Annotated in this window: 20 protein-coding genes and 2 pseudogenes; 8 read left to right on the forward strand and 14 right to left on the reverse strand. The window is 36.4% G+C overall.

All coding sequences use genetic code 11. The features are described from left to right. Positions 1-8 precede the first annotated feature (8 nt). From IGJ20_RS08265 to rihC, 3 genes are read right to left on the reverse strand one after another with little or no spacing between them, the layout of a single operon-like run. Complete coding sequence (locus IGJ20_RS08265; protein WP_202522569.1) at positions 9-497, reverse strand: GNAT family N-acetyltransferase; 489 nt, start codon at positions 495-497, stop codon at positions 9-11. A gap of 11 nt (positions 498-508) precedes the next feature. Beyond that, a complete protein-coding gene (gene dcuC, locus IGJ20_RS08270) occupies positions 509-1,882 on the reverse strand; it encodes a C4-dicarboxylate transporter DcuC (RefSeq protein ID WP_202522570.1) in 1,374 nt (457 codons plus the stop codon). Positions 1,883-1,898: 16 nt separating this feature from the next. Next, positions 1,899-2,852: a ribonucleoside hydrolase RihC gene (gene rihC / locus IGJ20_RS08275; protein WP_002383111.1), complete on the reverse strand. Its 954-nt coding sequence runs from the start codon at positions 2,850-2,852 to the stop codon at positions 1,899-1,901. Positions 2,853-2,998: 146 nt separating this feature from the next. Here rihC and IGJ20_RS08280 point away from each other — a divergent pair, with 146 nt between their 5' ends. Together IGJ20_RS08280 and IGJ20_RS08285 are read left to right on the forward strand one after the other, a co-directional pair. Then, a complete protein-coding gene (locus IGJ20_RS08280) occupies positions 2,999-4,912 on the forward strand; it encodes a PfkB family carbohydrate kinase (protein ID WP_002385848.1) in 1,914 nt (637 codons plus the stop codon). A gap of 118 nt (positions 4,913-5,030) precedes the next feature. Further along, positions 5,031-6,538 (forward strand): annotated as a pseudogene (locus IGJ20_RS08285) (helix-turn-helix domain-containing protein). 302 nt (positions 6,539-6,840) lie between these two features. Here IGJ20_RS08285 and IGJ20_RS08290 read toward each other — a convergent pair. The 7 genes and pseudogenes from IGJ20_RS08290 to IGJ20_RS08320 form a co-directional block, all read right to left on the reverse strand. Then, a pseudogene (locus tag IGJ20_RS08290) lies at positions 6,841-7,685 on the reverse strand (hypothetical protein). After that, entirely contained in the window at positions 7,678-8,205 is a 528-nt protein-coding gene (locus IGJ20_RS08295) for a 5-bromo-4-chloroindolyl phosphate hydrolysis family protein (protein WP_048737323.1), read from the reverse strand. The pseudogene IGJ20_RS08290 and the gene IGJ20_RS08295 overlap by 8 nt, the downstream one beginning before the upstream one ends. Before the next feature lie 282 nt (positions 8,206-8,487). After that, positions 8,488-9,207, reverse strand: coding sequence for an MIP/aquaporin family protein (locus tag IGJ20_RS08300; protein ID WP_002357140.1), 720 nt, complete (start codon positions 9,205-9,207; stop codon positions 8,488-8,490). 7 nt (positions 9,208-9,214) lie between these two features. Further along, complete coding sequence (gene glpO / locus IGJ20_RS08305) at positions 9,215-11,044, reverse strand: type 1 glycerol-3-phosphate oxidase (RefSeq protein ID WP_002379559.1); 1,830 nt, start codon at positions 11,042-11,044, stop codon at positions 9,215-9,217. Between the two features lie 20 nt (positions 11,045-11,064). Next, positions 11,065-12,570: a glycerol kinase GlpK gene (gene glpK, locus IGJ20_RS08310; RefSeq protein WP_002357138.1), complete on the reverse strand. Its 1,506-nt coding sequence runs from the start codon at positions 12,568-12,570 to the stop codon at positions 11,065-11,067. Positions 12,571-12,846: 276 nt separating this feature from the next. Then, positions 12,847-14,313 (reverse strand): helix-turn-helix domain-containing protein, encoded by a 1,467-nt coding sequence (locus tag IGJ20_RS08315; RefSeq protein ID WP_202522573.1) that lies wholly within the window; start codon positions 14,311-14,313, stop codon positions 12,847-12,849. Beyond that, complete coding sequence (locus IGJ20_RS08320; protein WP_202522574.1) at positions 14,303-15,637, reverse strand: FAD-dependent oxidoreductase; 1,335 nt, start codon at positions 15,635-15,637, stop codon at positions 14,303-14,305. The genes IGJ20_RS08315 and IGJ20_RS08320 overlap by 11 nt, the downstream gene beginning before the upstream one ends. Positions 15,638-15,816: 179 nt before the next feature. On the opposite strand from IGJ20_RS08320, the gene IGJ20_RS08325 reads away from it, so the two are divergent. From IGJ20_RS08325 to IGJ20_RS08335, 3 genes are read left to right on the forward strand one after another with little or no spacing between them, the layout of a single operon-like run. Beyond that, positions 15,817-16,173, forward strand: coding sequence for a hypothetical protein (locus IGJ20_RS08325; protein WP_002357135.1), 357 nt, complete (start codon positions 15,817-15,819; stop codon positions 16,171-16,173). 33 nt (positions 16,174-16,206) lie between these two features. After that, positions 16,207-16,368 (forward strand): hypothetical protein, encoded by a 162-nt coding sequence (locus tag IGJ20_RS08330; protein ID WP_002357133.1) that lies wholly within the window; start codon positions 16,207-16,209, stop codon positions 16,366-16,368. After that, positions 16,355-16,528: a hypothetical protein gene (locus IGJ20_RS08335; protein WP_002389250.1), complete on the forward strand. Its 174-nt coding sequence runs from the start codon at positions 16,355-16,357 to the stop codon at positions 16,526-16,528. The genes IGJ20_RS08330 and IGJ20_RS08335 overlap by 14 nt, the downstream gene beginning before the upstream one ends. An 80-nt stretch (positions 16,529-16,608) precedes the next feature. Here IGJ20_RS08335 and IGJ20_RS08340 read toward each other — a convergent pair whose 3' ends face one another. The 4 genes from IGJ20_RS08340 to IGJ20_RS08355 all read right to left on the reverse strand — a co-directional run bounded on the left by IGJ20_RS08340 (position 16,609) and on the right by IGJ20_RS08355 (position 21,398). Then, positions 16,609-17,049, reverse strand: coding sequence for a hypothetical protein (locus IGJ20_RS08340; RefSeq protein WP_202522575.1), 441 nt, complete (start codon positions 17,047-17,049; stop codon positions 16,609-16,611). A gap of 69 nt (positions 17,050-17,118) precedes the next feature. Then, a complete protein-coding gene (locus tag IGJ20_RS08345; RefSeq protein ID WP_002409761.1) occupies positions 17,119-17,655 on the reverse strand; it encodes a GNAT family N-acetyltransferase in 537 nt (178 codons plus the stop codon). Positions 17,656-17,724: 69 nt separating this feature from the next. Then, on the reverse strand, positions 17,725-20,430 hold the full coding sequence (locus IGJ20_RS08350; protein WP_002377094.1) for a cation-translocating P-type ATPase: 2,706 nt from the start codon (positions 20,428-20,430) through the stop codon (positions 17,725-17,727). A 317-nt stretch (positions 20,431-20,747) separates the two neighbouring features. Then, positions 20,748-21,398, reverse strand: coding sequence for a YczE/YyaS/YitT family protein (locus IGJ20_RS08355; RefSeq protein WP_002397432.1), 651 nt, complete (start codon positions 21,396-21,398; stop codon positions 20,748-20,750). A gap of 88 nt (positions 21,399-21,486) precedes the next feature. Between IGJ20_RS08355 and yeiL the strand changes: the two genes are divergently transcribed. The 3 genes from yeiL to IGJ20_RS08370 all read left to right on the forward strand — a co-directional run bounded on the left by yeiL (position 21,487) and on the right by IGJ20_RS08370 (position 23,889). After that, positions 21,487-22,152: a transcriptional regulator YeiL gene (yeiL, locus tag IGJ20_RS08360; protein ID WP_002357123.1), complete on the forward strand. Its 666-nt coding sequence runs from the start codon at positions 21,487-21,489 to the stop codon at positions 22,150-22,152. Positions 22,153-22,223: 71 nt separating this feature from the next. Next, positions 22,224-22,598: a DUF3224 domain-containing protein gene (locus IGJ20_RS08365; protein WP_202522576.1), complete on the forward strand. Its 375-nt coding sequence runs from the start codon at positions 22,224-22,226 to the stop codon at positions 22,596-22,598. Between the two features lie 109 nt (positions 22,599-22,707). After that, positions 22,708-23,889 (forward strand): multidrug effflux MFS transporter, encoded by a 1,182-nt coding sequence (locus IGJ20_RS08370; RefSeq protein ID WP_142666674.1) that lies wholly within the window; start codon positions 22,708-22,710, stop codon positions 23,887-23,889. The last annotated feature ends 9 nt before the right edge of the window (positions 23,890-23,898 follow it).

Raw genomic sequence — 23,898 nt, forward strand, 5'->3', positions numbered from 1 at the left:
TTCTTATTTTAAACGATGGATTGGTTCTCCAATTCTTTAACGTATAAATAAAAAGAGCCAAAGTCTAAGCGATTCATTTGTAAAGATTCATGAATTTTTGTGAACCCTTTACTTTCGAAAAATCGAATCATTCTATGGTTTGTATGATTAGTCTGAGCATACATTTTACGTCTTCCTTCCCAGACTGGTCGTTTCTCCAATTCATGGAACAACAAACTGCCATAACCCTTGGCAATATAATTAGGCGAAGTTGCAAAGCGCTTTAACCAAACAAAGTCTTGTTCCTGCTCCATACAGAACGTTGCCATTGAAAAAATCATTTCTTCGTGCACTAGCAAATACAACCGTTTTTTTGTAATGTCTTCTTGGATATCTTCTTGAGAAGGGTAGTCCTTTGTCCACTGTGTAATGCCCACAACATCCATGTATGCCTTTACTTCTGTTAAAAATTGAAGAATAATCGGTAACTCTTTCTCATCAGCCACTCTAATTTTCATTGTTTATTCTCTTAATAAGGTAACAATAGAATCGACAAGACAATCACACTAATAATGCCAATGATGGTCGGTACACTCGTCCGTTTTAAAATTCTGATGGGACTAACTCCTACTGTTGATGCGACAATCATGACAACTGCTGCTACAGGAGAAATCGTTCTAGTTAAATTCGCAATCATCTGCATTGGCAAGGAAATTAAGATGCCATCAATCCCAGCTTTTTCAGCAATCCCAGGGATTAGTTCGATAACCGCATAAAACATTGCCAGTCCACCACCGCTTAAAATTCCAAAAAGGGTCGTTGCACCGCTGAAAATTAAGGTCGTGACAATTCCTGCTGAACTTGATGCTTCGACAGATGCCATAATACTATCAATAATTCCTAATGTTTGAATCGCAGACGTGAATAATGAACCGCCTACGACAAGCATCACAACTTGACTAAACCCTTGCCCCATTCCTTTAAACATCTCGACAGCTGTATCTTGAACCTTTTTAAAAGATTTCAAGCGAAGCGTCTCAACCAATACAGCGATGAAGAAAGAAATAAATGTAAGAACAAAAATATCCATCGTTATTCCTTTAATAAACATTCCTGCGATTCCCACCCCAACAATTAATAATAGCGGTAATATTGGCAATATTGCATAAAATTTAGGAACATCAAATTCTTTTTGTTTGCTTAAGCCCTCTTCATTTAATGAAACATAGGCAGCCTCACCTTCTTTTTTATCGCAGTATTTTTGCCAGAAGTACTGTGCAACCGCAATGATTAATAACGATGGCAGCGAAATTTTGGCATTCCATACAACATAATTTAACACATCATAACCAAGGGTATTTGCGGCGATTACGTTATCCGCGCCTAAAGGTGTTGGCATGATAGTTGCCGTCATTGCAATCACACCTGCAGCAGTTAATGATGAAATCCCCATGCTGGCTAGCATCGGATATAATATAGACATTAAAATAATCGCTAAACTTGATGCACTAGGAACTACTAGTGACATTAAATTTCCAATTAAAAAGACCACAGGGACAAATAACGATTTACGTTTAATCTTCATTAATGGTTTCACCAAAAAGTTGACAGCCATCTGATTGGCCCCGATTGCATTCATATAGCCTGAATAACCAAAAAGAATCATAATTACAATTCCTGCTGAACTCACTTGTGCAATAATTGTATCTTTAAACTTCAAGAAAATATCAAATAATCCAAAACCGGTTCCTTCTCCTGCAGGATAAATGGGATGTCCTAACATCCATGCACATGCAAGTAGAACAAGCGCACCAATAATTAAGCTGAGTGCGGGATGATAATTTTTTACAATCAAATAGGCTACAACAACTAAAACGACCAATACCAATAAACTTTCAGTCATACTTATCCTCCTTCAGTTAATTAACCGCTTTCATTTTTTCGACAACCCATTTTTGAAAAGCTTCAACATTTACATCTATACAGGCAACAGCATTCGTGTTTTTATGATACTTCATTTTTAAATCCGCAACAGTAGCTCCCGCAGCTGGACCTTCCAAAGCAACTTCAATGAACGTTTCAGTTGTCTCAAATAATTCTGGTGAAGTTAAATAGGCAATCGCACAGACATCATGCATTTTCAAACCTGTAGTTAAACTGCCGCCTCTATAATGACGGAAAAGACCATAAAACATTTCCCCAACTCTACCAAGCGCTCTGATGGCTGTTACTTCATGATTCGTTAACACAGCTTGACTTGTAACATCTAATCCTACCATTGTTAGCGGGACACCTGATTGGAAAACAATTTGTGCAGCGTGTGGATCGACATACGTATTAAATTCGGCACTTGTATTTGTATTTCCCCTTGCTAATGAGCCACCCATCATGACGATTTCTGCAATATTTTCTTTGACTTCTGGATAGAGGGTCAGTAACAAAGCAATATTCGTTAATGCAGCAATTGGAACAATGGTCAAAGGAACATCACTAGACAGAATTTCTTTTCGCATAGCTTCCACTGCATGAATATCTAAACACGTAGAGATAGGTTGCGGAAACTCAAAGCCATCCATGCCAGTCTCCCCATGAATCTCAGCAGAATCTTCCAATTGAATAAGTAACGGACAATTACACCCCTTGGCTACAGGAACCTTTTTCCCAAAAAAATCGACAAGTTTCAAGGCATTATTTGTTGTTTTTTCTACATCTACATTCCCTGCAACCGTCGTTATTAAGCGAACTTCTAGGTTAGGATGATTCAGTGCAATCGCTAAAGCTACAGCATCATCAATTCCTGGGTCCGTATCAATAATGATCGGTCTTTTCTTTGTATCCATTTTTCTTCCTCCATTCACATTTAGGAAAAACATTTCCGGAAACGTTTTCTTAATTTGAGATTAACAGCGCTTTCATTAAAAGTCAAGCAGAATTTCTAAATAATAAATAATTAGGCTTTTTCTTGACTTTCTGCTTTTAGAATGCTTACTATAAAAAAGAGTTCAGTGAAAGGACGAAAATGATGAATATTAAAGATATTGCAAAATTAGCTGGCGTTTCCGCTTCAACTGTATCCAAAATTATAAATAATAAAGATCAAACTATTAGTAAAGAAACCCGTGAGCGTGTCTTAAAAATCGTTCGAGATTACAACTACACACCTTACTCAGCAAATCTCGTCACAAATAGTACTACAAAAACCTTCGTGTTATTATTAAATAGCCATGAAACTTTTGAGGCTTGGGTTACGAGCTTTATTGATAAAGCTCAAGAAAATGGCTATAGCTGCTTGATTTTAAATAGTCACGGTAGTTTAGAACAAGAACTGAAAAATATTACCTCGCCAACTTTAAAACAAGCCAGTGGCATTATTTGGGACCCAATCAATGAAAACAGTAAACAATACGCGAAATTTATAGAAGAATTAACGATTCCTTACTATTTCGTCAATCACTCAACTAACGAATTGCCTTCTCTAGCGAGGCTTTATGAAGAAGCTAGTTATGTTTTAACCCGAGAATTATTACAGAATAACCATAAAAAAATTAGTTATTTCGTCACTAACCAAAAATATAAAGAAGCAATTATTGCAGGCTATAAAAAAGCCTTATTTGATGTCAATTTACCCTTTAGTAAAGAAAATATTTTAACTACTATCCCTGCTGATTTCAGTAATCAGCTTATCACAGATGGGATTACGGGTATCCTTACCGATGACTATACCCAAGCTGTTTTTTTGGAACAGCTTTTAAAGCAGAGCGGTTTACGAACCCCCGATAATTACTCTTTACTCGCAATTAAGCGAAAAATTGATCGTTCATTTTTACCTGATCATATTTCTTCCGTCTTATTAGACACAGAGACGTTTGGCAGCCAGTTAGCCTTATTATTGCTTAACAAACGCAAAGAAAAAACAGCCTTGATTAATGAGGCTGAAAAATTGGTGCTAGATCACAAAAATACATTAGGCATGTCTAGTGTTAATCCACATAGCAAAATGATTGTAGTAGGTAGTTTAAACGTTGATAATTATCTGTATTCAACAAATTTACCACATAACGGCAAAACAAATTTTTTGTCTAGCTATGCTAAATTCCCCGGCGGAAAAGGATTAAATCAAGCTGTTGGCTTAACCAAACTGGGGCATCAAGCCACCCTAATTGGTTGTTTAGGCTCAGACACAGATGCGAATTACTTATATAAAGAATTAGAAAAATACCACGTTACGACAGATGGTATCACACGTATTCAAGATACTGAGACTGGTCAAGCTTATATTTATGTTGAGACAAGCGGCGACTCCATGATTTCAATCTTACCTGGTGCAAACACAGCGCTTACACCTAAAAAAATCGCACAGCAAAAACACCTATTTATGGATGCCAGTTTTTGTCTCATTCAAACAGAAATTCCTTTGTCTGCTGTAGAGAAAGCTTGTGAAATCGCCCAACATTCAGGGGTACCGATTATTTTAAAACCAGCTGCTATTCATCATATTCCAGTGAATATACTAGAAAAGGTTGATTTTTTCATTCCCAATGAAGATGAATTATTGGAACTTCAACCAGATACTGGTACATTAGAAGAGAAAGCGGCGTACTTCTTAGAAATGGGCGTAAAAAATGTCATTGTTACTTTAGGAAAAAAAGGCGTGTTATTAAAAACACCCCAAGTGTGCCACTATTTCCCTGCAACAGAAAATATAGCTGTGGATAGTACTGGTGCCAGTGACAGCTTTATCAGCGCGCTCGCCTCCTATCTTTCGAAAGGTTATCCGACTGAAGCAGCCATTCAAATAGCAATTCAGGCTGCAGGATTTTCAGTTTCTAAAGAAGGTGTGATTGATTCTTTAGTTGATCACGTCACTTTGGAAAATTATTTGATAAAAAAAGAACCCGCTCTTTTTGCTCATCGTAACACCTGTGTCGATTGACACAGGTGTTTTCCTGCTGAATATCTTGTTATTTTCTCATAAACCAATGAGAATTGTTCTTTTTTATTACAATTTATTAGGTGAACTATTATAATAAAAGAGAATTTATAACTAAGGAGTGAGTCTCATCAAAACACAAGATGCCATAAAAACATTTTTACTTTCAAAGAAAACACAAAAAAATTGGCTGTCTTTTTATACTTAGCAAAACAAACAAACCTTGATTTATCTAGTGTTGCCCGAAAATTCGATCTTTCTACTAAAAATTTATCAATTTATCTTCGTGAAATTCAAGAAGACTTAGCAACCCTTCCTGAAAATACCTTAGAGATTCAGATCCATCACGGAAAAATTTCATTACATACGACTTCCAATGATTTTCTTTCCCACTATTTTTTATTATTTAATTATTACTGTGTCCATTCTACTGACTTCATTCTTTTTCAAGCAATTATCAAAAAAGAAAACAATTCTGTCTGGAAAGTGAGTCAAGAAACTAATTTTAGCTCATCTTACATTTACAAACGGTTAAATAACATTAATAAACTATTTGGTTTGTATGGAATTTCCGTCCATTTTTCCCCCTCGGCGAGTAAAGCGATTACAGGTTCTGAATTTCAAGTCCTATATGCTTTTCTTGATGTCTACTGGACCATCTTTTTAAATACCTTAGCCTTACCACGTTATACCTCTACTTATTTTGAAGATATACTGACGCAACATATTAAACCAGAAATTCTTGAACGCTTGGAACACGCTTCTCTACTAAAATTAAATTTACTTTTACACATCGCAAAATATCGCTTTCCATATACTTGTGAAGATGATCTCCAAAAAGAATTTGAAGAACATCCTTATTTAAGGCTTTTCTCAGACTCAAAACAAACTATTTTTTGTTCCCAATCAAATTTTTCAGAAGATCAACAGCGGGTTGTAGATATCATTGCACCCATTGCCATTGATAATTTTGATTCAGCAAAACGAGCCAAAGATTTACTGGCTGCTCTAAATGAAATTTCTTGCCCAGAATATTTCTACGTTGATTCTTTATTAACCAATTTTTGCGAAGTTTTTCAAATTCCAAAAATGCGTGAATTTGATCGTCATTACTTCTTACTTATTTTATTTAAAAATATTATCTATAACCAATTATTTATTTCACAGCAACCAAATACCGCAATTCTAGATTTTTTAGTCAATAAAAATAGTACTTATCAAAAAGATTTACAGAAAGAAATCTATGCTTTTTATCAAAATTTTTCAGCGCATTCCTCTTATCAGTTAAGATTTAAGGATCAGGAGAACCCAATTTGGACATGTGAATTGTTGTTACGAATTTATACGCACTATAGTCCCCGCAAAAAAATCAAAATTGGTGTTGCATATTCTCGCGATTTTTACATTGCTAGCTTTATTATGATGAAAATCAAGCAAGCATTTAGTGAGGATATTATTTTTGAACGAACCGATTTTTCTAGTTGTGATATTGTGATTACTGACTATCCCTTATTTGATTTACCAAAAGAAATAGACCGAATTTACATTTTAGAAGAAGAATTAACCCGAGAAGATTGGGAACTAATTTTCAGTAAAATAAGTATCGCCATTTTTGATTTGCAATATTAAAACAAACATCAAGCGCCAACCTGTCTCACCAGCCATAATGAAAACAAGCGACCTACAAACCACTTCTGCCAGTTTTAGTCTGACAGAAAATAGTTTGTAGGTCGCTTGTATATTGCTGTTCTTTTCTATGTTACCTTCAAAGACAATCTAGTAACGTACTTCAGTCCTTAAAGTGCTACGGTTCCACCGCTGATCAGTTTTTAAGCCTGAGACAAAAATCCAAAGTGTTTTTTGTCTCAGGCTCTTACATTTTTTCAACAAAGGTATTGCTAGGCGCTACTTGAAGCTGAAAACTAGTTTCTCTATCGAGATTCCTCATCAGTAGACTCAAATTTAAAACTTTTTTCTATAAAAGCGACTTCTTTTGCGTATGTTTTTACAAAAGAAGAATAGTCTTTGGGATCTTTGACCTTTTCCAATTGGTCAACAGAGACTTCTAATTCAAATCCTGTCCCATCTTTAAAGAGATAATATTTTGAGATGTCTGTATATCCTTGATTCCGTTTTAAAATATAGCCGGTTTGTACATCAGCAATTTTATCAATTGGGTATGCTTTGATAAACTCTTTACTTGTATCCAAATAATCAGAAAGACTGTTGACAAGATTGCCAGAAAGGTACATACCTGCCGATGTATAATAGTCTCTTTTTTCATAAAAACTGATATTGCCTAGATATTTTGTATCTGGATACTCCTCTGTAGAAGGTAAAATTAAAAAGTTCTTTCCGCCACTGGTTTCAATATCGGCATCGCCGATAATTTCTATTTGATAGCCTTGATTAAATAAAAGTTTATTTTCTTCTATTGTGACTTTTAGTGGTTTTTCTAAATCAACAGGTCCAGTTGTGGTAAGTCCAGCTTCTTTTAAAGGATAAACATCTTCTGATGAAGCGGAGTAATCCCAATAATCATCTTTCTCCGCAAGATCAATATATACTATAAAGCCAATTGCTACAGCAATGCCTATCCAAATAATTTTTTTGTTCTTTTTTGTTTTTTCTTTTTTTTCGTCTGTGGTTTTACCACTTTTTTATTTGGGTTAGGAAATTGCTTTACTGTGTCTGTTCTTGTGACAGGAAAAAACGACCATTTTGGCTTTTGAAAAAGCGCATCATATGTATCATAAAAATTCTTTTGTTTAGCCATTTTTTCTCTCCACTAATTTTTTTGATAAGGCAATTTCCTCAGATGCTTCGGAGACTAATCTTTCATAATCATCTGTGATACTTTCCGACAACACTCGTATGGTACTTAAGATACCATTGGTTGCAAGTGTTATTTCTTCTGTTGACAATTTATCTTCTTTAATGCTTAAAAACCGTTCTGATGCTCGTAAAATCTCTGGTACCTTATGATATAAAAAATCACTAAAATGAGTAATTGCTTCAGGATACTTCACTAAGTGTTTAAAGATGCCCTTAGCGGAAGCAACACCCAGTTCTACTTGTTCAATTTTTTTTAAATTTCGTGACTTATTCGTTAGTTCGTTTAAATAAATAATTTGTTTTTTTAATTCGTCCATAATTCTTTGGTACATCTCTAGGTCACTGTCCGTTAGATGGTGCGTCGTTTGATATTTTTTTAGATTTTTTTTATAACGGAAATACGTACGACCATTTCTATAAATAACCCAACCGATGTACCCAGCGCCCACTAACAAAACCATTATCCCATTCAAATCATGTACTCCTTTTTAAATTAGTATATATTACTGAACACATTGTCCAGCTTAAAATTGACAAATAAGTATGAAATGTTACTCCCCCAATTACTTGTGCACTTTTATTGTATCATATAGGAAAATTGTTCTGTTCCGCATTTAGACAAATTGTCTAAATGTCTAAGGAAATCTTTTTTGGTTTATATGTAGCAAAAAACACTTGCAAGAATTGATTACTTCTCACAAGCGTTTTTTATTGTCTAAAACAACTATTTACATTTCATTTTATTAAATAGTGAATAAATAAATTACTGCAGCTAATGAAGCACCTAAGATAGGTCCCACAATTGGCACCCAAGAATAAGCCCAATCAGAATCACCTTTTGTTTTCACAGGAATAATTTGGTGCGCTAAACGAGGTCCTAAATCACGTGCAGGGTTAATTGCATAACCTGTAGGTCCGCCTAATGATAGACCTAGTCCTAAGACCAAAATCCCAACAAGCATTGGATTAATGCCAGCCGCTAAGTCGTTTTGAGAAAAGGCGAGTAAGCCAAAAACCAAGACAAATGTGCCGATAATTTCTGTTAAAACATTGGCTGGATAGTTACGGACAGCTGGACCAGTGGCGAAGGTTCCTAAAATAGCACCTTTGTCTTCTGTAATGTTCCAATGAGGTAAATAAGCTAACCAGACAACTAAACCACCAATAAAACCGCCTAGGACTTGAGCTACGATATAAGGTAAAACCATGCCCCATTCAAAGTTTCCAGTAATTGCCATCGCAACTGTTACAGCAGGATTTAAATGCGCTGGACTCATATACCCAGACATGTAAACAGCTAATGTAACAGCAGCGCCCCAACCTAAAGCAATAACGACCCAACCAGAAGCAAAGGCTTTGCTTTTCTTCAAGTTAACTGCGGCACAGACGCCATCCCCTAGTAAAACTAAAATCATCGTTCCGAAAAATTCACCGAATAATTGTGTCATCATCGAAGTTCCCATTTTTTCTTCACCCTACTTTCAAATTTTTTAAATCTGATTCTTCAATTACTTTTTCTAATGTTTCAATGTGTCGTGCTCTTTCTTCCGCTGTCCATTGATAATGCTGTGCCATTTCTTCAATGACTCCCGCTTTCACTTGGTCCAAACGATCACGCATAAATAATAAGTGGTTGGTCCGTCGCAATAAAAAGTCGACGGGTGTTAAAGCCATTTCTTCTTCCATCGCATAGTTTAAAGAGACAGTTTCTGTTAAGGTTAAACCAGGAATTACTTTGGCATCATCAATCATTTCAAAAACAGTTGGTACGTTGGAGCCATATAAATGAGCTAAGTATAGTGCATCCTTTTCACTTAACCCTTTAGACACGCCATGTTTTGCCAACGCTTCTAATTCTTCGTCTACCGTTGCAGGGTTCAATTTCCCACCTGAAACTGGATAGTTTTTTGAATCAATTAAGGTGAATTCTTTCTGGTATTCTTCTGCTAAGATGGTTTGAATCATTTTCATCGCACCTTCTGCCATTTTACGATAATCTGTTAATTTCCCACCAGCCAAAGTGAGCAAGCCATCCGCTGATCTTTCCAATGAGCTGCCTCGAGAGACAGCTGAAGGATTGACTTTATTTTCCACCAAACTGTCTTCTAGATGGTTTAGGACTTCTTCAATTTCTCGTTTATCTGTTTGGTTTTTTTGGTATCTGTCAACGACATCAATGACTTCATCAATACTTTTATCTGAAAGTTTGCCATTGTTTCCCCCGTTATAATCTGAGCCACCGTTAGCAGAAATTAAAGGTCGTAAGCCAGCCCAGCTGGCTTCAATATCATCAATTGTCAATTGTACCTCTGGATAACGATTATTGACTACTTCCAATAGGTAATCCACATCACTTTGTTCTACTGTTGGATGTTGAAAGTCTCCATGGTAATCTGTATCCGTCGTCCCAAAATATGTTTTTTCTTCTCTTGGAACAACGAAGACCATGCGGCCATCTTGTTTACCTGTATCAAAATACGTTGGTTGAGGAACATTTAAACGGCTTTTGTCGACAACTAAATGAACCCCTTTGGTTGGACGCATTTGTGGTGTAAATGAATCATTTTTGTCTAAGCCTCTTAATTTATCTGACCAAGGACCAGTAGTATTAATCACAACATCTGCGTGAATCTCAAACTGTTCGTCAGTTAGTAGGTCCTTTGCTTGAATGCCAGTAATTTTACCTTCATCATTGTATAAAAAGCCCACCGCTTGAACCCGACTCACAGCATGTGCCCCGTCAGCTACTGCTTGTTTAATATTTTCAATAACTAAACGAGCATCATTATTTCGGTAATCTAAATAAACACCGCCACCTTGTAGACCTTCACTTTTTAGTTGTGGCTCACGTGCCAAAACCTCGTCTTTTGTTAACAGATAGTTGGCGTACTTGGTACCTGTTACATCAGCTAACTGATCATATAAATCCATTGCTATTTTGACAGAAAATAGATTAAATGTTGCATTTGGCTCATCATAAATCGGCAATAACATGGGATCCGCTTTAGGGATGTGTGGCGCAATGGATTGAACGACGGCTCGTTCTTTCACTGTATCTGCCACCACCTCCACGTCAAACGTTTTCAAATAGCGGATACCACCATGAACTAATTTGGTTGATCGTGAAGAGGTGCCCTCTGCGAAATCCTGCATTTCAATTAACCCTGTCTTCATTTTAGCGGCACTGGCTTGCAGGGCAACGCCTGCGCCAGTAATGCCACCACCAATAATTAAGACATCTAAGTGTTGTGTTTTTAAAGCGTCGATTGATTGTCGGCGTGTTTCTATTGAAAAAGTCATAGAAAATTCCCCTTTTCCATTTACTTATTTTTACGTTTGAATTGTTGGGTAGCTGCTACTGCTTGTTGCCAACCTTCATATAAATCTTCTCGTTCTTCTTCCGCCATAATTGGTTCAAATTGTTGTCCTTCTTCTTGGAATGCTTTGATTTCTTCTAAGTCTTTCCAGAAGCCAACCGCTAAGCCCGCCAAGAAAGCTGCGCCTAAGGCCGTTGTTTCTAAGTTATGGGCTCTTTGAACAGCAGTGTTTAAAATATCTGCTTGGAATTGCATCAAGAAATCATTGTTTGCTGCTCCACCGTCTACTTTTAAGACGGGAATATCTATGCCTGTATCTTCTTTCATCGTGTCAATAATGTCACGAACTTGATACGCAACTGCTTGAAGTGTCGCTTTGACAAAATCTTCTCTCGTGGTACCACGTGTCAATCCAAAGACAGCCCCACGCGCTTGTGAATCCCAATATGGTGCACCCAAACCAGTGAATGCCGGAACCACATAAACTTCATTGTGCCCTGTTGACGCTTTGGCTACTGCTTCAGATTCCGCAGCCGTTTGCAACATTTTTAAGCCATCTCGTAACCATTGAATCGCTGAACCAGCCACGAAGATACTTCCTTCCAAGGCATAATATACTTTGCCGTTAATGCCATAGCCAATAGTGGTAAGCAGATTATTTTTAGAAAGTTGAGGTTCTTCGCCAGTGTTCATGACAATAAATGAGCCTGTTCCATAGGTATTTTTAACCATCCCAGGTTCAAAGGCCATTTGACCAAATAAAGCGGCTTGTTGGTCACCAGCCATCCCAGCGATAGGAACTTCACTTCCGTAAAAATGGTAATTTTTTGTTAGTCCATACACTTCAGAGTTCGAAACGACTTTCGGTAACATCACTCGTGGGATATTTAAAAGATCCAAAATTTCTTGATCCCAATCTAAATCATGGATATTAAACAACATCGTCCGACTTGCATTTGAATAATCAGTGACATGAGTATCTCCCGTTAATTTCCAAACGAGCCAAGTGTCAATTGTCCCAAACATCAATTCTCCGTTTTCTGCACGTTCTTGCGCACCTTCTACGTGATCTAAGATCCAACGAACCTTCGTTGCTGAGAAATAAGCATCAATGATTAACCCAGTTTTTTCATGAATCATTTCGCTGTAGCCATCTTCTTTTAGTTGATCAGCAATAGGTGTCGTTTGGCGTGATTGCCAAACAATTGCGTTATAAATTGGTAACCCAGTTGCTTTGTCCCAAACAACGGTTGTTTCCCGTTGGTTTGTAATCCCAATTCCGGCAATATCTGTAGGTTTCACTCCTGACTCAATTAAAGAACCTGCAATAACGGATTGAACAGAATTCCAAATTTCATTGGCATTATGTTCCACCCAGCCTGCATTAGGAAAATATTGAGTAAATTCCTTTTGTGAACTACCAATTTTGTTTCCTTTTTTATCAAAAATAATTGCACGAGAACTAGTCGTTCCTTGATCAATCGCCATAATGTATTTTTCTTCTGCCATGATAATTCCTCCTAAACGTTTTTGAAATCGCTTTCTTTATGTCCCTATCTTACAAACAAAAGAATAACTAAACATGTCAAAAACTTTTTTTATTTTAAAAAAATTGAAAGGATTTCTACTAAAACCAACAAAGACAACGCTTTCAATAATACTTTTATTATCTCTAATTTTTCAATAAAAAGAAACATTTTTGTTTAAAAAAGCCTAATTTTCGACTTTTAGTTGTAAAAAGGCAGGTGCGAGGATCAGACAATTTCCGTCACACCAACCTTTTGTTTATTTCTCCCGCAAGGTGCGTATTTTCTTTTTTAATTGTTGCACATCATAGGTCGAACTTAATTCTGACAAAACATAGACTTCCGGTGTTCCTTGATAGCTCGTTTGCTGATAATTGGTCACAATTAAATCATATGTTTGTTCAGGCTGATACCTCTCCACCAGCGTGCCATTCATATTTTTAAGACTAAGCATTAATACTTGTGTTAACGCCGCTTGATAAAGAGCATCCATTGCTAAATGAATTCCAATTTTTATTTCACCAATCATTTTAAATTCAATTAATGCCAACACACTTAAATATTTGACCAGAGAAAGTTCATGCAAACTATCTCCTGGTTGATACGTTTCATCAAAACAAGCTAAAGCTTTTTCTAATAACGTTGTTGAAAAAGAAGCTAATTCCCGACTAGATAATTGCTGTTCTTTTTCCCAGATATGGGCCCGATCAAAGACTTCCAATTCTCCTTTAAAAAAATACAGTTTTCCATGAATTTGTGAAAAATAGTAAGCCATGGTTTTCTCAAGAGTAGGTTCAAATTTATGGGGGCGATAATACAAGACCACATTTTCCAAGATAAACGTATCAGCTAAAGAAACAGCGGAACGACGTCCCCGAATTAAGGAATATTCATCAAAAGCTGATTCTGGTAAGACCGACATTGTGATTAGAAAAACAAAATGAATCATGCTTTCTCCTTCGTCTAATTCTAATGAATAGCGACTAGAAAAACGGAAAAACAATTGTCGAACTTGCTTAAATAACGGATCTTCTTTAAAATCAATCATTTTTTTTCTCAATTGTTGATATTTTTTTGAAGTGACCGCTAGGCGCTTTTTCGTAATACTCAACCAAAGACTAACTTTTAACGCATTATGTTCATTAAAAGTAAAACCTAAGCCAGTCTCAATCCCTTCAATTATCCGTTTATTTAACGGCGACATCGTTTTTTTCTGGTGTATTTCATAGGGAGTAATATACCAATACAACTGAAAGTAAAAGTAACGAATCTGCAATTCTTCTCCCTGTAGTTGTCCATTTTTTATTTGCAAATCAAAGGCGGCTAACAATTGATTGAGTTCTTTAATCTTTCGAAATAAAGAAGACTCACTAATCATAAATTTAGTCGTTAATTGAACAATAGAAAACTCTTTATTACGATATAAATAATCTAAAAGTTGAAATTTAAGAGACTCTTTTACAAATGCTTCAATTAAATGATTCAACGAAAAAAAATCCGATAAGGTGGTTGATAGCTGCTGGCCATCATAAGTAAGCTGACAGTCCTGTCCAAAAGGTTTCAAAAAATAATGTAAATCCTCTAAGTCTTTTTCAAAGGAGGCTTTTGTGACCGCTAAAAATGCTGTTAAATCAGAGACTGAGCAGGTACCGCCTGCTAAGATGGTTTGTTGCACCGTTAATAATTGTCGCATCGCTTTCTTTTCCAATAACGTCTCAACTTTCATCGTTCTCTCTCCAATAAGCCAAAGCACCCATCAAATTTGTAATATCATAAATATTGGTTAAGGAAGGTTGATAAAAATAATCTTTTTGTAATAGGTCTGTCAGTGTCTGACCTGTTTGGATACTTAATGCTAACGTATTTATTTTTTCTAAACAGTTATTTTTTGAACAAAGCTGTGCACCAAGGACCCGTTGCGTCACTTTATCATAGATTAATTTGCCTAAAATTTCTGTCCCATGTTGTAGAGACGGCGCTGGCTGTCTAACAATTATGGAAGCAAGTGTTTGCGGAAAAAATAAACCTTCCGTTTCGGTTAGACCTGTACTAGCAAGGTAATAGTCCCCCACTTTTGTTCCCATTGTTCGCAAAGAGCCAATGAATCGGTGTGTTTTTTCTTCTAAATTGTTGGCGACTACTAAGCCAGTTCGTACCGCATTGTTCACTAACGGAGCATAAAAAGTTTCCGCGACTGGTTCATTCATAACTGAAATGCAATCTCCGATGGCAAAAACATTCGGCACTGAAGTTTGTAAATAAGCATTCACCGCGATTGTCTGATCCAGATTCCGTTGAATTTTTTTATCTAAATAGGCTAATTGAGGATGTAAGTTTAAAGCAAAAATCCCACTGTCACAAGAAATTTTCTGTTCACTTGTTTCAAGAACAATACCATTTGCTGTTTCTTCAATTCCTAGGACCGTTTCTTCAAAATGGAAAATTACTGCTTGTTTTTCCAAAGATTTTTGAACTTCTGCAACCATTTCTTTATCAAAATATTTAGGCAATAGATTTTCCAAGCTTTCAAAGACATGAACCGTTTTCTTCATTTTCACAAGAAAATCAATAGCTTCCATTCCAATGGGTCCTGCACCAATGACGGCTACTGTCTGGCTCTTTTCCAGTAATGGAACAGCCGCTAAAGCACCTGATAAAAATTTATATTTGAGTAATTTTTCTGTTTGACTACCACGAATTTGCGTGGAAAACTGGCTCGCGCCTGTCGCTAAAATCAATTTATCATAAGAATACCACTGTTGCTCTTCCTTTTGTGCCCAAGCAATCAATTGGTTCTCAACATCCATTGCCACGACTTCTCTATTTAAAAGCAACTGAATCTTTTGACGACGTAATTCCTCTTCCGTTATGTAACGTGCTTCGTGTAATTCATTGATGGTATGATTAAAATACGCACTTAAGCCACCAGATAAATACCCCACTGTTGCTTGTTTATCAATTAAAGAAATTTCTGCTTGGGGATATTTTTTCCTTGAAGCAATTGCTGCGGAAATACCTGCGAATGATGCACCAATAATCACAATTTTCATTTGTTTCCTCCTCTGTCAGGACCTATTATACTTCTCTCAGTTTATCATGATTAAAAAGAATGCTAAAGCAACAACTATAGTTTTCCATTAAAATAATTATTTTTGCTGAGCGCATTGCTTTTCAAGCACTTTCATTTTCATTTATAATAAATATTACTACTGTTTGAGGAGGAGTTTTCATGTCTGCAACAAAAGAGCAATTGGAACTATTTTTATTTTATTTATCTGAAACCCATACAAAAAGTTTATCTTTACATGACTTAGTTACAAGTCGACCACGCCCAGAGGAAGCGCGTATTTTATTGAATATTAACGAGGTTTTCACTTACTACCATAGCGCTCGTGTTCTCTACACAAGTGTTCCTGCTCTTGAAAACAACAAGTCTGAGCCTTTTTTCCAAGCCTTCGAAAATTTTTATTTTGAATTAAAACAACATTTTTTCAATGAAGAAGATGAAACCAATCAATTGAATGAACGTCTAGAGGAAATGAAAATTGCCTTTGAACAATTGACGGATGACTACAATGTTCTATAATAGAAGAGAACAATTCGTTGAGAAGGGGTCCTTATGAAGCAAGAAGAAGTGATTGAACGTTTAAAAGAAGAACTAAATTTGCCATTTTTTAATGGTACGCTAGAAGAAAAGAACTATTCTGAAGCAGATTATCAACAAATCAAGAAAGAGTTAATTCAATACTTTGATGATTATGTGCGAAATGTTGAAAATTAACAAGCTAAAACAACCTTTGATTTTAATAAAATCAAAGGTTGTTTTATTATTAAATAAAAAAATAACAAAAAAACCACCGGCAGTTTTGCCGATGGAAAAGGAGTATTTACTCAATAAGAGTAAAATGAAAAATAAAAAGGTTGTTGTTGGTATGAATTAATAATACAATACACTTTCTCTTTTGTCCATAAAAAAGACATGAAAAAAATATTAAATTCGTTAGTTATTTTTATTAGTTTTTTATTTTTTCAAAAGAATGTTGCTCATTCGCGTAATGGCAAAGGTTAATTCATCCGTTGCTTGATCCTGCTTTTCCTCTGAAGTATTAAATAAATCTGCATCAATACCTGTTTCTGGATCTGTTGCTAAAATCATTTCATTGCATCCTGCTACATATTCTGTATAAGCATGTTCAAATTTTTTGTGAATACCAAGTACTTGTGGTGTTGGTTTTAATGTTCCGACTTTTTTGAGCATTAATTCATATTTTTCAGTACCTTCTTTAAATTTTGCTTGAATTTCTGCAATTCGTTCGGCTGTTAAATCATTCACTTTATTCTTATCGATCGCTTGACGAACTTCTTCGTAATATGGATTCATGACTTCGCCAATATCTTCTGTTGTTTTAACGATATCATTAATTGTTTGAACGTAAAATCCTAAATTTGGTCTCATAACCATCCCTCTTTTCCCTTTTCTCTTTCACTCCATTTTACACTTTTTCTATTCCATCTGACAAGTGGCACTTTTTCAGTCTTTATTCTTTTGATTTTTAACAGAGAAAACATAGTGAGGCATCGTTTTGCCACGATATGTTTTAATGTATCGATCCCTAACAAGCATCTGGTTTCGAATAGCGACATTCATAGAGGCTAAGTTCGTATCACGAATCGTTGAAATAACTTCTGGAAAATTTAATACATCGAATGCGTATTGCTTTGTCGCTGCGGCAGCTTCAATCGCATACCCTTTGTGCCATTCTTTCACACATAAATGATAACCAATTTCTGGATAGCTCTTGCCTTTTACTAATTGATTAGTGAGACCACACTCGCCGATAACTTCGCCTGTTCGTTTCTTCTCTAACGCCCATAAGCCGTAGCCGTATTCTTGATAGGACTGTAAGTTCCACTTTAGCCAGTTTGCAACCTCTTCATCAGAAAAAGCGTGTTCATAGGCATACATCACATTTTCATCTTGCAAAAATTTTTTCAATTCCACTTCATCTTCCGACTGCCATTCTCTGACAATAAGTCGTTGTGTTTCGAAAATAATTTTCCGTTTCAAGCCCTTTCACTCCTTACATAAAGAAAAATTGACTGGTTTAAGTACCAGCCAATTTTCTTTTCTTATTTATTAAGCACCTTTACCTGCTTTACGTTGGAAGAACTTCACAATTTCCACAATTGGGATGATAGCAAAAGATGTACCTGCTACAATTGCCCATTGATATGCATCTAAATGTGTGACGCTGAATAAATCATTAAATCCTGGAATAACAATCGTTGCAGCTAATAGCAAGAACGAAACAAGAATCCCATAGTTAAATGATTTGTTGCGGAATAAGCCAACTTTGAAAATTGATTGATAAATCGACTTCACATTAAAGGCATGGAACAATTGAATTAATCCCAAAGTAGCGAAGGCCATGGTTAAAGCATCGCCGTGTTGTAAATCATACAACGCTTGCGCCGATAAGTTTGTGTTAGCTGCGGTATGTGCTGGGAACATAATTGACATTTTATACACAATCAAAGTCAATGCCCCTTGCGTAATCCCTTGATAAACAACACTGCTTAAAACGCCGCCAGAGAAGAAGTTCGATTTTTTACCACGAGGTTCATGGCTCATCACATCACGTTCTGCGGGTTCCACACCTAACGCAATCGCTGGGAAAGTATCCGTTACTAAGTTAATCCACAATAAGTGAACAGGTAACAAGGTATCCCAATTGAGCATTGTTGCAATAAACAAGGTTAATACTTCCCCTAAGTTAGCTGAAAGTAAATATTGAATCGTTTTTTGGATATTTGAGAAGACTTTACGTCCTTCTTCTACTGCCACAATAATTGTTGAAAAGTTATCATCGGCAAGGACCATATCTGAAGCACCTTTTGATACTTCTGTTCCGGTAATTCCCATACCAATCCCGATGTCAGCAGCTTTTAAGGCTGGGGCATCATTTACGCCATCACCAGTCATCGCAACCACTTTTCCTTCTTGTTGCCACGCTTTAACAATCCGAACCTTGTGTTCTGGTGAAACACGAGCATAGACAGAGTAGTGTCCCACGACTTGTGCGAATTTTTCATCTGACAATTCATTTAATTCAGCGCCTGTAATGACGGCATCGTCGTCGCCTTCTTTGATGATGCCTAAACGTGCCGCAATTGCTTCTGCTGTATCACGGTGGTCACCCGTAATCATAATTGGACGAATACCCGCTTCTTTCGCGACTTTTACAGCATCTGCAGCTTCTTTTCTTTCTGGGTCAATCATACCGACTAAACCAGCAAATGTTAAATCTTTTTCCACAAGTTCAGAACTCATTTCGGCTGGAATCGTCTCAACATATTTATAAGCCATTCCTAAAACACGTAAGGCTTGTTTCGCTAATGAGGTGTTTGTTTTCAAAATTTCTTGACGTTTTGTTTCATCTAATGGACTTGTTTCTCCATTTGATAAGATTTCCGTACAACGTTTCAATAATTCATCTGGTGCACCTTTGACAGAAACTAGGAAGCCACCTGTTTTTAATTCATGAACAGTAGTCATTAATTTACGATCAGAGTCAAAAGGAATCTCTGCCACACGAGGTTCAGCTGCTACTTTTTCGGTTACGTTAAACGCATGATCTAAACCAAATTGTACTAAGGCAGTTTCTGTTGGGTCACCAATTAATGAACCATCTTGAGCGATTTTTGTATCATTCGTAAAGTTCATGATTTTTAAAGCCATATTATCAGCAGGGATTTCTGTGGAAGCAGATAACACTTGACCATCTGTATACAACGCTTCAACGGTCATTTGATTTAAGGTTAACGTACCTGTTTTATCTGAACAGATAATATCTGTACTTCCTAATGTTTCAACGGCTGGTAACTTACGGACAATCGCATTTTTCTTGGCCATTTTTTGAGTCCCTAAAGCCAAAATAATTGTGACAATCGCTGGTAATCCTTCTGGAATTGCCGCTACAGCTAACGAAATTGACGTTAATAACATGTCAATCCATGAACGACCATTCATCATTCCTACCACAAACATCACCGCTGCAATGACTAAAATGGCAATTGTTAACATTTTACCCAATTGGTTTAAGTTTTGTTTTAAAGGCGTTTCCGTTTCTTGTTCGCTTGCTAGCATGCCAGCAATTTTACCGACTTCTGTATTCATTCCTGTGCCAACCACAACGCCAAGACCACGTCCATACGTCACATTACTATTGGAATAAGCCATATTGATTCGGTCACCGATACCAATATCGGTTCCCTCTAAGATGGTTACTTCTTTTTCAACTGGAACAGATTCACCGGTTAACGCTGCTTCTTCAATTTTTAAGCTATTCGCTTCCAATAAACGTAAATCGGCTGGAACGACATCCCCTGCTTCTAATAAAACAATGTCACCTGGCACTAATTCATCACTTTTAACAGTAATGACGTGTCCATCACGGCGAACATTAGCATTTGGTGAAGACATTTCTTTTAATGCTTCAATGGCTTGTTCCGCTTTGGCTTCTTGGATGACCCCAAAGATGGCATTCAAGATAACAACCACTAAGATGATAATCGAGTCTACCACATCATGGGAAAAGACGGCCGAAATGACCGCTGCCGCTAATAAAACAATAATCATAAAATCTTTGAATTGCTCAAAGAATTTCACGGCAAGTGATTTTTTCTTCCCTTCATCTAGCACATTTTCCCCGTACGTTTCTAAACGCTTTTGAGCCTCCTGTGCACTTAATCCATCAGTTGTTGTGTTCATTTTCTCCAAAACAACTGTGTCGTCTTGTGCGTAAAACGCTTCAGACAATTGTGTTTTCTTTTCTTCTGACATGTTCTTCCTCCTCTATTTTTTGCAGCATCCTTCAAGTACTATTTTACATTTCATCAAAAATAAATGAAAAAAAATAGACTTGTGTATGCTACTTCGTCGAACATACATAAGTCTCACCGTTTAAGACAACACCAGAAATTGCTTTCGGAGTTGGTGATGTTGTCACAGCATAAATACTGTCAGTTACTCCCTCATGAAAAAACTATTTAACATTGATTGGAGAACCAATGTTATGAATAATTACTTAATTAGTATACCGTTTTCCACTCTTTTTTTCAAATAAAAGTTCTGCTCATTTGAAAAAAACTGAAATCCTTTCATTCGGATTCCAGTTTCTTGATTTGTATTCGTAAAATACGTTGTTGCCCCCGCTTTCGCGACCAACTAATAACCCAAGAAAGTAAGAAAAGACTAATCACGGTTCCCTCACGAACAAAAATCGGCAAATGATAACTAATGGACAATCCTAGTGCTAAACTGACACAAAAAATATCAACTAAATAACGATAAAACTGAAAACTATAGCGCGTTCTTTCAGAAATAAGTGTACAAAATTTTTCAATGGGAAATTGCAAAACACCTAGCGCAACTACCTGTCCTGTCCCCATTCCTGCTATGATTGTCCCTAAAATAAATAGAACAATTTTAACCAAATAATTTTGAAAAACAAGCGAACCAAATAATTGATATAAGAAAAAATTAATGACAAAACCAAAGCCAATTAACGCCACCAAAATAATCAAATAGTCCTGAATTTTACGCTGCTGATCTAACAACCAACACGTGCCTAAAAAAGCGAAATTGATAGCTGTGGTAACCGTTCCGACTTTTAAATGAGTAAGTGTTGCAAAGGTCACATTAAATGCATTAAAACTACTAACTCCAATGCCTGCTTGAATTGTCAAACTGATGCCCAATGCACTAATTAAATAAAAAAGAAACGATAGCACAATTTTTTTCTTCCACATTATAAAAACTCCTCTACTCTTGATACGTCTATTATGTGCTACAATAGAAGAAACAAATAGGAGATATCTCCTATTATAAGGAGAAAAAATGCTTAAAACAGCCTACCAACAATCACCGAAACAAGAATTAGCTAAAAATACGCCTTTTTTTAATGAAACTGATTTAAAACACAGTTTTATTATCGATTTTGAAAATCAAGAATTCATTCATCATCAAGCAGAGCCATTAAATTATCTTTTTTATTTAATCAAAGGAAAAGCGAAAATTTTAAAAACAGAACGCAATGGTCGCCAATCCATTGTTCAGTTTTTAACGACAGGTGATTTGATTGGCGATTTAACATTAGTTCAAGCGGAAACGATAACCAAGGACGTTATCGCCTTAGGTGAAACCTGTTGTTTGGCTGTACCTTTAGCTTACGCAGAAACTGTTTTAAAAAACAAGGTACTTTTTATGCAGCAACTCAGCCATTATCTAGGGAAAAAAATGCTCCAACGGGTGGACCACTTTACAACGAATCAGACCTATGAACTAAGTTATCGGCTAGCGGAATTGCTATTGGTTGCCGCTAATCACGAAGATGTTTATAAAGAAAAGCATACTGAGATTGCCGAATACTTAGGGGTTAGTTATCGCCATCTTATTTATACTTTCAAACAATTTCGAGAGCGCGGCTTTATTCAAAAACAAGGAACTGCTTATCACATCAACCGCTTAGCGTTACATTCTTTTGTGCAAAAAATGAAGAGTTAAAGTGGTGGATTGTTGACAAATAGTGCGCTTCCCGCTACCCTATTCTTATTAATAAGAAAGAAGGGACAGCAATGGAGCAAGCATCATTTACTGTATCTAGTTGGCAAGAACAACCGATTGACAATCTTAATGAAAATTTCCCAGTGAATCAAGCGAGCGCTACTTATCAATTGTCAGGCGCCTTATCTGGGACAGCTTCTGTAGAATACTTAATGACTTATCAAGGCTCTTCAATGGCAGATGGGCTTGAAGCTGTGGCTCAAGTGGTCGGTTTCCTACATTTCGAAGGAACTTATTTAGGAAAAAAAGGCACCTTTACTGCTTGCGAAAAAGGGACGTTTACACAGGGTCTTTTAGACTGCCCAGGTGAGCTTGCCGGTTTATCCGGTCGCTACACTTATGAATTTAGTCAAGAAGAAGCGCTTCTTCATTTAGACTTTGTATAATAAAAAATTTCAAGGAAAGTTGGTGACATTATTTTACTTATTTTAAATTTGGCGGTTGTAAAAGACAATGGGTGTTTTTGATTAGATTAAACTTTTAAGGAGAAAAATCATGAAAAACACCCGAAACACCGTCCCATCATTACTAATTATTATTTTGCTTGTGGGATTTCCACAAATCAGCGAGTCGATTTTCACACCCATTTTACCAGCGCTGAGTTCTGCTTTTAACATTCACGATAGCGTGGCACAATTAACCATGAGTATTTATTTTGTTGCCTTTGCCGTTGGCGTTTTATTCTGGGGAATTTTATCCGATACGATTGGACGTCGCCCAGCTATGTTATTAGGAATTTTATGCTATTTAATTGGAAATATTGGCCTTTTTTTGAGTCCGACATTTCCTTGGCTGTTATTCTTCCGTTTAATTCAAGCATTTGGTGCAAGCGTTGGTTCTGTTATTACCCAATCGATGATGCGGGAAAGCTTTAACGATCTTCAAAGAGGGAAAATTTTTGCTCAAACAAGCGCTGCCCTATCGCTATCTCCTGCCATCGGACCCTTAGTCGGCGGACTTGTTCAAACCTATTTTGGCTATCAGCATGTCTTTAGCACCTTAATTGTCATGGCTGTTCTATTACTTTTCTATAGTTTTTATCGTTTACCAGAAACCTTTCACTTAGGAAATACCTTAACGAAAGCGCCTTTTTGGTCCGTAGCGAAACGCCTTTCCTTCGACTCGAAAGTTTGGTGCTACGGCTTATTGATTGGGGGCATTAATGGTTTATTGTTTAGCTACTATGCAGAAGCTCCGTTTATTTTCATCAATCACTTTGGCTTTAGCAGTGTCCAATATGGCTTTCTTGGTTTAGTTTTAGCTGTGTCTAGTATTCTTGCTGCGGTTCTTATCAATTGGTTGCTAGGATATTGGTCAGCGGAAAAAATTGCCTTTGCTGGTTTGCTGCTAAGTATCTTTGCGGCTTGCTGTTTATTGATAATGACACAATTTGAAACAATCATTGGTCTTATTTTGTTTATTTTTCTCTTTTTCTTAGGGATTAATATTACTTTGCCCAATGCCTTAAGTATGGCCTTAAAAGGCTATGAATCTGTAATTGGTACTGCCAGTGGGATTTTTAGTTTTGTCTATTACTTGTTTGTTAGTTTCTTTACCTATTTGATTAGTTACTTTCACAATGGTTCCATTTGGGTCTTACCGCTTTACTTTTTAAGTTTTGCTTGTCTGTTAGCTTTCAGCTATTATGTCATTGTTTATCGTAAAACTTTAAAATAAAAATCAAAA

The organism is Enterococcus sp. DIV0294 (genome assembly GCF_050558155.1).
GTDB lineage: Bacteria > Bacillota > Bacilli > Lactobacillales > Enterococcaceae > Enterococcus > Enterococcus faecalis.